At 64.1% G+C, this 12,188-nt stretch carries 11 protein-coding genes and 1 pseudogene; 8 read left to right on the top strand and 4 right to left on the bottom strand.

The annotated features are described in order from the left end of the window. Window positions 1–296: 296 nt before the first annotated feature. Window positions 297–617, bottom strand: coding sequence for a hypothetical protein (locus tag NCT32_RS34520; RefSeq protein ID WP_061118723.1), 321 nt, complete (start codon window positions 615–617; stop codon window positions 297–299). Window positions 618–821: 204 nt separating this feature from the next. Between NCT32_RS34520 and NCT32_RS34515 the strand changes: the two genes are divergently transcribed. After that, the gene (locus NCT32_RS34515; protein WP_143756351.1) at window positions 822–1,100 is read left to right on the top strand and encodes a hypothetical protein; all 279 of its coding nucleotides are present in this window, start codon (window positions 822–824) and stop codon (window positions 1,098–1,100) included. Between the two features lie 45 nt (window positions 1,101–1,145). Here the strand turns inward: NCT32_RS34515 and NCT32_RS34510 are convergent, their stop codons facing one another. Continuing rightward, entirely contained in the window at window positions 1,146–2,174 is a 1,029-nt protein-coding gene (locus NCT32_RS34510; protein ID WP_061118725.1) for a sensor domain-containing diguanylate cyclase, read from the bottom strand. Window positions 2,175–2,319: 145 nt separating this feature from the next. Here NCT32_RS34510 and NCT32_RS34505 point away from each other — a divergent pair, with 145 nt between their 5' ends. The 3 genes from NCT32_RS34505 (at window position 2,320) to NCT32_RS34495 (ending at window position 4,768) form a co-directional block, all read left to right on the top strand. Further along, complete coding sequence (locus NCT32_RS34505; RefSeq protein ID WP_409219320.1) at window positions 2,320–2,700, top strand: helix-turn-helix domain-containing protein; 381 nt, start codon at window positions 2,320–2,322, stop codon at window positions 2,698–2,700. Then, window positions 2,700–4,031 (top strand): type II toxin-antitoxin system HipA family toxin, encoded by a 1,332-nt coding sequence (locus NCT32_RS34500; protein WP_061118727.1) that lies wholly within the window; start codon window positions 2,700–2,702, stop codon window positions 4,029–4,031. The genes NCT32_RS34505 and NCT32_RS34500 overlap by 1 nt, the downstream gene beginning before the upstream one ends. A 290-nt stretch (window positions 4,032–4,321) precedes the next feature. Beyond that, complete coding sequence (locus tag NCT32_RS34495) at window positions 4,322–4,768, top strand: DUF2501 domain-containing protein (RefSeq protein ID WP_250491352.1); 447 nt, start codon at window positions 4,322–4,324, stop codon at window positions 4,766–4,768. A 36-nt stretch (window positions 4,769–4,804) separates the two neighbouring features. On the opposite strand, the gene NCT32_RS34490 is transcribed toward NCT32_RS34495, so the two are convergent. Then, window positions 4,805–6,052 (bottom strand): DUF1479 domain-containing protein, encoded by a 1,248-nt coding sequence (locus tag NCT32_RS34490; RefSeq protein ID WP_250491351.1) that lies wholly within the window; start codon window positions 6,050–6,052, stop codon window positions 4,805–4,807. A 94-nt stretch (window positions 6,053–6,146) separates the two neighbouring features. Here NCT32_RS34490 and NCT32_RS34485 point away from each other — a divergent pair, with 94 nt between their 5' ends. Next, window positions 6,147–7,082: an AraC family transcriptional regulator gene (locus NCT32_RS34485; protein ID WP_061118751.1), complete on the top strand. Its 936-nt coding sequence runs from the start codon at window positions 6,147–6,149 to the stop codon at window positions 7,080–7,082. Window positions 7,083–7,227: 145 nt separating this feature from the next. After that, on the top strand, window positions 7,228–9,024 hold the full coding sequence (locus tag NCT32_RS34480) for an ABC transporter transmembrane domain-containing protein (RefSeq protein ID WP_061118730.1): 1,797 nt from the start codon (window positions 7,228–7,230) through the stop codon (window positions 9,022–9,024). On the opposite strand, the gene prpR is transcribed toward NCT32_RS34480, so the two are convergent. After that, on the bottom strand, window positions 9,008–10,954 hold the full coding sequence (gene prpR, locus NCT32_RS34475; protein WP_061118731.1) for a propionate catabolism operon regulatory protein PrpR: 1,947 nt from the start codon (window positions 10,952–10,954) through the stop codon (window positions 9,008–9,010). The genes NCT32_RS34480 and prpR overlap by 17 nt on opposite strands. Before the next feature lie 198 nt (window positions 10,955–11,152). On the opposite strand from prpR, the gene prpB reads away from it, so the two are divergent. After that, on the top strand, window positions 11,153–12,049 hold the full coding sequence (gene prpB / locus NCT32_RS34470; RefSeq protein ID WP_061118732.1) for a methylisocitrate lyase: 897 nt from the start codon (window positions 11,153–11,155) through the stop codon (window positions 12,047–12,049). 23 nt (window positions 12,050–12,072) lie between these two features. Further along, window positions 12,073–12,188, top strand: a pseudogene (locus NCT32_RS34465) (2-methylcitrate synthase); the annotation flags it as partial.

Genomic DNA, 12,188 nt, shown 5'->3' with positions numbered 1-12,188 from the left:
GAACATCAAAATTGGTCGCTCGTGGCGGGTTCGTCTCTTTGCTGCGACAGAGCGCGGCGAGCGAGGAGTCGCAGCGTTGCAGTCATGCAATGGATCTGCGCATGGCGTCGCTAATACCGAACGAAGTCGCGCCGCTTCGCGCCGTGCACGATCGAAATGTGCCAGACGCACTCTTCCGTCCCAGCCGCGTGACGACTCCGCAGCATGAGAGCCTATAACCGCCTCGACGCGAACCCGAAGATTGCTAGCTGCAGGCTCGCGCCGATTCGCGGCCCATTGTCATTTCTACACAGTCGTTATTGGCCAGCAGCAGGCGACTTCACGCTCGGCGTCGCCAGGGTGTTGTTGCTGGTAGTCGGCGCAGTGGTACCTGACGTTGCCGAGCTGTTCGTGCTGCTCGGCAGGCCCGAGTTGGGCTTGGCGGACATGCCGCTTTCCGAATTCGTCATGCCCGACGTGCCGTAGCCGCCCGTTGCGCCGTTCACCTGGTTTGCCGGGCTAGCCGTGCTGCCTGCCGAACCCGCGCCGCTCGAACCCCCCGCCGTCTGCGCATAAGCGCCCGCTGACAGGGTGAGTGCGGCTGCCGCCGCGATCAGTGTGCTGATTGCCTTGTTCATGTTCCGTCCCTCCTTAGTCGGGCTGAAGTATGGAGGCAGACGAGGGTCGCCTGCTTGAGCAGAAGGCCCGCAATCAGCGTGCCGGGTCCTTAACCGCACCATACAATCGGTCGCGCCATGAGCGCTTCAGAATCGAAAGGTCCATGCCGATAACAAGCCATGGACACCTGTGATAGCAACATTGTCAGCGCATTCGAGCTTCGGATGATCGACGCCGACATTGCCCACATTCGAATCGCGATCGAAGCGGTTCTCTACGCGTCGAATCCGGCGCTTCCGCTGATGTATTGGCGTCGCCGGCTCGAGCGCCTGTTGCAAAGCCGTCACCTTCTTCACCACCAGTTCTCGACGGTAGCCGACCTGCTCACCAGGATCGAAAAAATGAGCGAAGCGGAGCGCGGCGCGCCGGACTCATCCGATACGTTGCCCTCACGCGATGGCCGATCCGGTTTCACTGATGCACGCTATCGCCCCACGGCGTGATGGCGTTGTCGTCAATAGGTGATCGTCAACGCCCGCATCGGCGAATCATTCTTTCGCCGATGCAGCCTCATTTCGCCCCCGCTTCCGCTCGCGCTTGTTCTCGTACATAGCTGTATCGGCAAGGGCGATCGCCTGATCGGCGCTCACGAACCGTACCGCAACGGCACCGATGCTCACGCCGAAAGCGCCCGCCTGATGACGTCCGGGCAAGCTCGTTCCACTTCCGGCCCGCGCAAAGCGCGCCTGAATCTCGGCTGCAATCCGGTTCGCCTCGTCGAGATCGGAAGGACCCGGACCCACGAACGCAAATTCATCGCCGCCGATGCGCGCGAGCATATCCGTGTCCCGCGTGACTTTCGCAATGCGTTCGGCGCAGTCGCGCAAATGACTGTCGCCGGCCGCATGACCGAACTCGTCGTTGATCTTCTTGAAATCGTCGAGATCGATCATGCCGACGATCACATACGACCCATCTCTTGCGGCCCTTGCCAGCAGCCGGCCCAGTTCGTCCTGTAATGCGCGCCGATTCGGCAGCCCGGTCAGCGTATCGGTCAGGGCGAACTTCGTCAGATATTCGTTGGAGCGGCGCACTTCCTCCAGCAAGCGTTCCCGCTCGATATGCTGAGCGATGATCTTCGAGAACACGTTGAGCGCACTGCGGGCGCGCGGCCCGATAGCCTGACTCTTCCTGCTCGCGCCGCAGAGCGTGCCGATGATCAGGCCGTTGCTCGCGCATATCGGTGCGCTCGCATAGGTTTCGATGCCGAGCGCTCTGGCAGCCTGAGAGTCGCCCCATACTTCGCTGACATTGGACGTGAAGCGGCGTCCTTCGTCGATGCATCGCTTGCAAAGCGTATCGGCCCAGGGCACCTCCAGTCCTTCATCGATGCGAAGCTCGCCCGAGTTCCGCGCGAAATCGACGAACTGAATCCCGGCGGCTTCATCGATGGAAGTCAGATAGACCGACTCCAGCCCCGTGACGATTTCAAGCATTTCAAGCAACGGTCTCGTGAGCTGCTCCAGACTTTCCGCTGAAGCCACCGACTCCGAAAGCCGCTCGAGCATCAATTCCATAGACACCTCGCTTATCCTTGAGAAACTGGATTGTAGCGGTGCGGATACCGGCCACACCCGATTTACAGACGATAGACTGTTTTTTCCTGAAACAGCCAATAGGCTGTAAGATCGCATTACAGTCCAAAGCCTGTAGGAGCGCGTGGTGAACTATTCCCTGAAAACACTGAGCCAGCTCAGGCCTATCCTGCTCGGCTTCCGCAAGGCCGCGGGCCTCACGCAAGCAATGGTCGCCGCGCGTCTCGGCGTCACCCAGCAGACTTACGCGCAACTCGAAGCCAATCCCGCGGCTGTGAGCGTCGAGCGCTTATTCAAGGTTTTGCGCGCGCTAGACGTGGAACTTGCGCTAACCCGAGCCGCAACCGCCCGTTCTGCCCAGGCAAACGAAGCCGCGCTGACCGACCCGCCCCCCGCCGCCGCGAAAGCCACAACGGCGCGGTCCCGCCGCGCATCGCGACAGACCGAGGTCACGCCCGCGCGTAAAAGCGCCACGACCGCCGCCACGAAGAAACGGGAGCACTGGTAATCATGGCGCGCCGCACGCAAACGGGACGGCTCGACCTGTGGATGAACGGCCTGCCCGTCGGATACTGGGAGAACGGTCCCGCCGGCGAACGCCTCGTCTATCGCGATGACTGGATCGCCGATACGCAGGGCCGTCCGCTATCGCTGTCGCTGCCCTTTACGCCAGGCAATCAGCCGTGGCGCGGGCAGCTCGTCACGGATTTCTTCGACAACCTCTTGCCCGACAGCGAGCCGATCCGCCGCCGCATCGCCACGCGATTCCGCACCGGCGGCACGACGCCGTTCCAGTTGCTCGCCCAGTTGGGCCGCGATTGCGTCGGCGCGCTTCAGATGCTACCGCCCGGCGAAGCGCCCGTCGATCTCGAAAGCATCAAGGGCCGCGCGCTCACCGAATCGCAGATCGCGCGTCTCTTGCGCGAGACGACATCCGCGCCACAGCTCGGACAGCACGAGCCGGTCGACGACCTGCGCCTTTCCATCGCCGGCGCGCAGGAAAAGACCGCGCTTCTGCGTCACGGCAGGCGCTGGCTTCTGCCCGAAGGCAGCACCCCGACCACGCATATCTTCAAGCTGCCGCTTGGCCTCGTCGGAAACATGCGCGCCGACATGCGCACGTCGGTCGAGAACGAATGGCTTTGCTCGAAGATCGTTGCCGCCTATGGCCTGCCCATCGCGCGCTGCGAGATGGACCGGTTCGCGGATCAGAAGGTGCTGGTCGTCGAACGCTTCGATCGCCGCCTGTCGAGCGACAAGTCGTGGATTCTGCGCCTGCCGCAGGAAGACATGTGTCAGGCCACCGGTACGCCCGCGCTGCACAAGTACGAATCGGACGGCGGCCCGGGCATAGAACGGATCATGGACGTGCTCTCCGGATCGACGCACGCCGCGCGTGATCGCCGTCACTTCTTTCTGACGCAGATGATCTTCTGGCTGCTCGCCGCCACCGATGGCCACGCGAAGAACTTCAGCATCGCGCATCTGCCCGGCAACCAGTACGAATCGACACCGCTCTATGACGTGCTTTCGGCGCATCCGGTCATCGGACGAGGGCACGACAAGTTCGCCGCGCGGCGCGTGCGGCTCGCGATGGCCGTGCGCGGCAAGAACGTCCACTATCTGATCGGCGAAATCCAGCGCCGGCACTGGGTCGCGCAGGGACGGCGCGTCGGGCTCGCCGCTGCCGAAGTCGAGACGATGATCGATGAACTCGGTACGCGCACGCCAGTTGTCATCGACGAAGTGGCCGCGCTGCTGCCACGCGAATTCCCGATGGACGTCGCCGATTCGATCTTCGACGGCATGCGCCGGCTGGCACGCAAGCTCGCGTCGTGACGCGCAGGCGTCGTGCGGCGTCACCGTTGATCATGTCGACGGTCGGCCCGGACGCCGTGCGTCGCCAAGGCGAGCGGCGGGCGGCAGCGGGCGCGCAGGTGATCGACGCGCCGTGACGGGCAGCACCGCGCGCGAAGCGCGGCGAGTTCGTGATCTTCGCGGCAACCGTCGTGCGCATCAATCCTGCCGTTTCTTTCGGTCCTGTTACGCGAAATGCGCAGGCTGATCGCCTGCGGCCTGCACGAGCCTTCAGAAGCACTATAGTTAAAGCTCCCCAAAAAGGAGGCAGCATGATCTCGAGCAAACGTCACCTCTGGGTCGGTGGAATGCTGGCCGCGACCTTGCTTTACGTCCCCATGACCTACGCCCAACTCGGCAACCTGCTCGATCAAGGCAAGAACGCCGCGGCGGGCGGCGGCCTCGACAATCTCGGCGGAATGGGCAACGGTCTGTCGCTGGACTCGCTATCCTCCGGCAGCACCGGCAATGTCGCCGGCGTACTGGAGTACTGCATCAAGAACAACTATCTCGGAGGCGGCGCATCGCCGGTCAAGGACGGGCTCATGAGCAAGCTCGGCGGCTCGGCGTCGAGCAACGGCGGATACCTCGATGGCGCCAAGGGAATCCTCGATAGCGGCAACGGCAAGCAGGTCGATCTGAGCGGCGGCGGCCTGAAGGAACAAGTCACGAAGCAGGTTTGCGACAAGATCCTCGCGCAGGGACAATCCCTGCTGTAGACGCCGCGCGAAACATTCTCGAACTGACCGCACGGATCAGAGATCGAATCCAAGTTGCTGCTTGCCGAGGGCAGTCAGACTGCCTTCGGTGGAACGGCCGACGAAATCGGTCTCGAAGTTATCGGCCGGGAAGTCGGGCGGGCTCTCGCCCTTGACGAATGCCGGCAGTTGCCGTTTGAGGTACTCGTCGTTCTTCGCGCAGCCGGGCGCCGCCGCGATGTACATCACGTTGCTGTAGCCCTTGCCGCGATGTTCATCCTCCACCGCGTGAATCACATCGCTGTGCCAGAAGACGGTGTCGCCAGCCTGCATCGGCGGAATCGACGAGAGCGCTTCGTGCAAGGGCGCGTGCCATGTCGAACTGATCGACAACGCGCGGCCCGGCGTCGCGCCGCACAGGTCGTCCTCGGCGATATCGTCCTGAAGCGCGCGCAGCAGCACGTAGACCAAAGCATTTGCGATCGGCACCAGTTGCAAGGTTCCGTCGCCGGGCCCCTGCGGGGTGAGCGCCGTCCAGCCCTGGAAGGTGCGGAACATCGAACAGACTGCGGGAGACGGAATCTCGCGCGCCTCGGGGCGATACGCCGCGTCGAAGGGGTCGTAACGGCGCCAGTCGCCGCTGAACACATGTCGATACACACGCCGGAAATTGTCGTCGAGCCATCGTTCGACAGAGCCGCCATCGCAATGAGGAGAAAGCCCGAGCGACGCTGAGCCGGGCGGCCGCCGGCGCAGGCGATCCGCATACACGGGCACCTGGTCGGGATCGAAATGAACGCGCCCTTCGCTCTCCCATTTCCACAGCCGGTTCAGAAACACGCGCGTCTGCGTGAGCTCCCGTGACTGGCGCGCCTCGACCTGCGGGCCGGACCAGTAGATGCCGTAAATCTGCGGCTTGCCCGATGCGAGATTGCCGAAATATTTGTCCTCCGCCCGATGCGCGAGCTTCTCGTCCAGACGGTTGGCCTCGACATAGTCCGCGATCGCCTCGTCCCATCCCGCCGCGCGCTGCGCACTGAAGACGCCGCGCACGACGCACGCGCCGCGATGCCTGATTGCGGCGATCGCATCGTCCCCGACGCGTCCCGCGACGATGTCGGCATACCGGATCTCCGGAATCACCGGTTCGCCGCGTCGACGAAGTTCCGCGATCTCATCGACCTTGCGCCTCATTTCGGCCTCGACCTCCTGAAATACTTCCTTGTAGCGGGGCAGCTCGTTGCGAAGCTGCTTTTTCACCGCGCGGATGGCAGCGGGCAGATCTTGAATGTTCAGGGATTCCACAGCGGGTCTCCAGATGTTTTCGAGTGCCTACAGCTTAGACGGGCGCGCGCTTTCGCTGCGATACAATCGGGACAATCTATTTGCATATCCGGTCATGAAGCCCGCTTACGAACACGTCACGATGGAAGCCGGCTGCTCGATACGGGTTTTTCATCGCAAGCTGCCCCGGATACCGTTCGAATGGCATCACCATCCGGAGTACGAGCTCACGCTCACGATGAACAGTCGCGGAAAGCGTTATATCGGCGATTCGATCGTCGATTACGAAGGCGACGACCTCGTGCTGGTGCCGCCGGATCTACCGCATACGTGGGCCTCGAACAAGTCGATCGACGCCGGTGCGCCGCAAGTGGCGATCGTTATCTGGTTCAGCGGCGATTGGGCGCGGCGTCTCGCGGATTGCTGCCCCGAGTACGAACCGCTGCGAAAACTGCTGCGCCGCGGGGCATCCGGGCTCGCGTTCGCGCAGGAGGCCGGCGAGATCGTCAGTCGAAGGCTCGCACCGTTGTTGTCCCGATCACCCAGAGAACGCCTGGGCGCCGTGCTGGACGTCCTGTGCGAGCTCGCGGACCGGGACGCCACGCCGCTCGCCTCGCCCCGAGCGTTCGATAAAGGGCAGCCGGGACGGCCTTCCGGTCACGAACCCGAGCGTATCAATCGCGCCCTTGGCGTGATCGACGCCCGCTTCGCAGAGCGCCTGACGTTGCGCGAGCTTGCCGACGCAGCGACGCTCTCGGAGCGAACGTTGAACCGCTACTTCGCGCAGCATCTGGGCGAGAGCGTCGGCAGATATCTGAACCGCGTTCGCATCGGTCATGCATGCCGGATGCTCGCCGATACTTCATGGGCGGTTTCGGTGATCGCTTCGCAATCGGGATTTCCGAACGTGGCCAACTTCAACCGGCAATTTCGCGCGTTGAAGCACACCACGCCGGCGGCTTATCGCAGGGAGTTCGCGGGGACGAACCGGGCGCCGCAGGACTCGTCGTCTTTGGAGTCGCGATCGCCTTCGCTGGAGAAACGCCGATAAGTATCGTTTCGTTTGCGCGCCCGAACGCGTATCGCTCGCCGCAAGAAGATAATCTGGCTTGGCAACGGACGAACGTCAGAACCCGCAAGCGGTTCTCTTCGACGCTCGATGCCATCGACCGCTCTGTCCACCACGCCAGGATTCCATGTCATCTGCAGCAGCCCCTTTGCCGCGCGTCGGCCTGCTCTTCTCTCTCGCTCCGTACCTGCGGCCGTATGCCGGTCGCTGGGCGCTCGCGTTCCTCGCGCTGGTGACGTCGGCGGGCGCGACACTGGCCCTGCCGATGGCCTTCAGATATCTGATCGATCGCGGGTTCGCCAGCGGGGACCGGACGCATATCGATCGCTATTTCATCGCGCTTTTCATCGTCTCCCTCGTCCTCGCGGGCGCGACGGCTCTGCGCTTCTACTGGGTATCGTGGCTGGGCGAGCGCGTGACGGCCGACATGCGGCGCGCGGTCTACGATCACATCATGGGCATGAGCCCCCAGTTCTTCGAAACGACGCAGACGGGCGAAGTCCTCTCGCGCCTCACCACCGACACCACTTTGATCCAGACGGTGGTGGGCACCAGCCTGTCGCTGGGATTGCGCAATGCCTTGCTGACGGTGGGAGGCATCGCGATGCTGGTGACGACGAGCCCGGTACTGTCCGGCTACATCATCGCCGTGCTGATCGTGGTCGTCGCGCCTATCGTCTTCTTCGGCCGTCGCGTCCGGCGGCTTTCGCGCGCCAGCCAGGACAAGGTCGCGAACGCAAGCGCGCTGGCGGGCGAGATCCTCAACGCCATGCCGACGGTCCAGTCATACACGCAGGAAGCCTACGAAGCGCGGCGCTTCGGCGCGGCGGTGGAATCCGCCTTCGAGACAGCGCTCACGCGAATCCGCGCGCGCGCCGGGTTGACGGCCGTGGTCATCGTGTTCGTGTTCGCCGCCGTCGTCTTCGTGCTCTGGCTCGGCGCGCAGGCCGTGCTGGCAAGGCAGATGACAGCGGGCCAGTTGTCGCAGTTCATCCTCTACGCGGTGTTCACGGCGGGTGCCGTCGGCACGCTCGCGGAGGTGTGGGGCGATCTGCAGCGCGCCGCCGGCGCAACCGAACGGCTCATGCAACTCCTGGCCGCGCGCTCGCCCGTGGCGCAGGCCGCAACGACGGTGCCGATGCCAGCCGCGGGCGAAGGCATACGCTTCGACGACGTGAGCTTTTCCTATCCTTCCCGCGAAGGCATCGCGACGCTATCCGGGTTCTCGCTCCATGTCCGCCCTGGCGAGCATGTCGCGCTCGTCGGGCCATCGGGAGCAGGCAAGACCACGCTGTTTCAATTGCTGCTGCGGTTCTACGACCCGCAATCCGGCAGCATTTCGATCAACGGTGTCGCGACCCGGCACATGTCGCTCGGCACGTTGCGCGGCGCGCTCGGCGTCGTGTTGCAGGACTCGGTGATCTTTTCAGGAAGCGTCTTCGACAACATCCGGTACGGCATGCCCGACGCAACGCTCACGCAAGTACGACGCGCCGCCGACATGGCCGCGGCCGCCGGTTTCATCGAGCAGCTTCCGCAGGGCTACGACACCTTTCTCGGCGAGCGCGGCGTGAGGCTGTCGGGCGGCCAGCGTCAGCGCATCGCGATCGCGCGCGCGATCCTGCGTGACCCGCCGATCCTGCTGCTCGACGAAGCGACCAGCGCGCTCGACGCAGCGAGCGAACGACTCGTGCAGACGGCGCTGGACAATGCCGCGCAGAATCGCACCACGCTCGTCATCGCGCATCGACTGGCTACTGTCCAGCAGGCCGACCGGATCGTCGTCATGGAGCACGGCCGCATCGTCGCGCAAGGCCGTCACGCCGAGTTGCTGCAAAGCTCGCCGCTCTATGCGCAGCTCGCCGCGCTGCAGTTCGGCGAGCCGGCCGCTGCCGCCTTCAGGAACTTCAACGCTTCGCGTTGAGCCTTCGCCACAAGGTCGTCTTGCTGATGCCGAGCGCCTTGCAGACGGCGTCCCGATCGCCCCCGAACGCGGCCATCGACGCACGGATCTGATCGGCTTCCACCGAACGGCCGAGGTCGCGAAGCGAAAGATCCGCGTTGGCTTCGGTCTTGTTTTCGAACAGCTCGGGCGCGATCGCCTGCAAGTCGTCGAGCGACAACGCGACGGGCCGATCCTTCTCGATCTCCATGTCCGGGATCTCCACGGCAATGCGCTCGACGATGTTCTGCAACTCGCGGACGTTGCCGGGCCACGGATAGAGGCGCAGCGCCTGCTCAAGCGGCGCGAGCAGGCGCTGCGCGTCGTCGCGGCCGGGCACGCAGAGCGCGAGCGCCTTGTCGCGCCTCGCGGCCTGCATCAGCAACTCCGTCGCCAACGGCAGGATGTCGCTGGATCGCGCGCGCAACGGCGGCACAGCGACACTCAGAATATTGATGCGATAGAAGAGGTCGGCCCGAAACGAGCCATCGGCGACACCCTCGGCGAGCGTGCGATGCGTCGCGGCAATGACGCGGATATCGACGCGCGTCGGTTCCGTCGATCCGAGGCGGATGACTTCTCTTTCCTGCAGCACACGCAACAGGCGGCTTTGCAGCGAAGGCGGCATTTCGCCGATTTCGTCGAGAAACAACGTTCCGCGATGCGCTGCTTCGATCAGGCCGGCCTTGCCGCCCTTGCGCGCGCCCGTGAACGCGCCCTCCTCGTAGCCGAACAGCTCGCTTTCGAGCAGCGCTTCGGGGAATGCGCCGCAGTTCATCGCGACGAATGGAAAGTCCTTGCGACGGCTCAGGCGATGCATGCTTTGCGCGACCATTTCCTTGCCTGTGCCGCTTTCGCCGAGAATCAGCACGGTGGCATCGGATTTCGCGTAGCGGCGCACGAGCGCTCTTACCCGCTCGATCGGCTCCGATTCACCGACGACGTCCTCCAGCCGGTACCGCGCGACGAATTCCTGCGCGCCCTGCCGTGAACGCAGCGTCCGGTCGAGGCGCTCGACTGCGCGCGATTCCTGAAACGTGAAGATCGTGCCGCCCGATGCGCCCTCGCTCGCCAGCGGTCCGCGATGGATCGCGTAGCTCACGCCGCGCACGGCGCCGAACACATCGCCGTCGGCGACGGGCAAGACGCCGTCGAGTTCGGGCGCGACATCGAGCAGCGCCCGGCCGACCGCGCGCGATGCATCGGCAATGCCGAGCGCGGCGGCGAGCCGGCGATTGATCGCTTCGATGCGGCCGCCCGCATCGACCGCGACGACGCCATCGCGAAGATGCTGCAAAAGGTTGTCGAGGCGATTGCGCCGTGCGACTTCGTGGCGCATCGCCTGGGCGACTTCCAGTGCGGTCTCGAACGCGGCGACGACGGATGTACGCGAGTAGAGGAACACCGAGCTCATGCCCGCGTCGGCGGCCAGGTCCGCGACGAGGCCCGGGCCGACCACGACGTCGACGCCGCGATCGCGCAAGTCCAGCACGAGGCTCTCCGCGTCCTGCGCCGAGCGATACGATTCGCAGATCATGTCGATGCCGTATGCGGCGAGGAACCGGCGTATTTCCGCGGGCGTATCGCCATGCGTGACGAGCGCGACGCTCGCGCCCTCGCGCCGCGCCTTCGTGAGCGCGTGCATGACGTCGAAGCCGGTCGGGCTGATCACGACGACCGGCACGGACACGCGGCCCTTGAGATAGGCGCCATTGGAGCCGCCGGCCACGACGACATCCGGCCGCTCGTCGCGCGCGCCTTCGATGCTTCGCGCGGCGTCCTCGTAGCCGAGCGGGACGACGTCGAGTTCGGCGCGGTCGGCATAGGCGCCGGCGATATCGATGAATAACGCTCTGAGCCGGCTGATACCGACCGCCCAGATGCGCGGGCGAGACGCGGAGTCCGTTTGCATGGTCTTCTGCCTTGAATGACGCGGTGGAGCGCGTTCAGTATGCAGCATGCATTTCAGCTTCGAAATCTGAAATTTCAGCCGTGAAAACAACCACGTTTTGCCAGAATGTTCTTGATCAGTAAAATCAATGACTTACGCCGATGACGCGAACTGGCAAGCAACTTGCTCTATAGGGCCGACTTCATCAGGAGACGAAACGTGAGTTCCGAAAACCAGTCCGCACAGACCGCAGGCGCGCGGTTCCGCCAGGCCGTCAGAGACGAATCGCCGTTGCAGGTCGTGGGTGCGATCACCGCCTACGCCGCGAAGATGGCCGAAGCCGTCGGTTTCAAGGCGCTCTATCTGTCCGGCGGCGGCGTGGCCGCCAATTCGCTCGGCATCCCCGATCTCGGCATCAGCACGATGGAAGACGTGCTCATCGACGCGCGCCGCATCACCGACGCCTCCTCGCTGCCGCTCATGGTCGACATCGACACGGGTTGGGGCGGCGCCTTCAACATCGCGCGCACGATCCGTTCGTTCATCAAGGCGGGCGTGGCTGCCGTCCATATCGAGGATCAGGTCGGGCAGAAGCGCTGCGGGCATCGCCCGGGCAAGGAAGTCGTGCCGACCGGCGAAATGGTCGATCGCGTGAAGGCCGCCGTCGATGCCCGCACCGACGAATCGTTCGTCATCATGGCGCGCACCGACGCGGCTGCCGCCGAAGGCATCGATGCGGCGATCGAGCGCGCCATCGCCTATGTCGAGGCGGGCGCCGACATGATCTTCCCCGAAGCGATGAAAACGCTCGACGACTATCGCCGCTTCAAGGCCGCCGTGCGCGTGCCGATTCTCGCGAACCTGACCGAGTTCGGCTCCACGCCGTTCTTCACGGTCGATGAACTGAAGGATGCAAACGTCGACATCGCGTTGTATTGTTGCGGCGCGTATCGCGCGATGAACGCCGCCGCGCTCAACTTCTACGAGACCGTGAAGCGCGACGGCACGCAAAAGGCCGCCGTCGAAACGATGCAGACGCGCGCCGATCTGTACAAGTATCTCGGCTATCACGCCTACGAAGAGAAACTCGATCAGCTTTTTGCTGCGAAGAAATAACCCTTGTGAAGGAGACGAAATCAATGAGCGAAGCAGACAACAGCACCGCATCCGCAGGCGCATTCAAGCCGAAGAAATCCGTCGCGCTGTCCGGCGTGACGGCGGGCAATACCGCGCTGTGCACGGTCGGCAAGACCGG

Source organism: Caballeronia sp. INML2, assembly GCF_023631365.1.
GTDB lineage: Bacteria > Pseudomonadota > Gammaproteobacteria > Burkholderiales > Burkholderiaceae > Caballeronia > Caballeronia turbans.
Note: the sequence above shows the minus strand (reverse complement) of the source record. Positions and strands in the feature narration are given on the sequence as shown.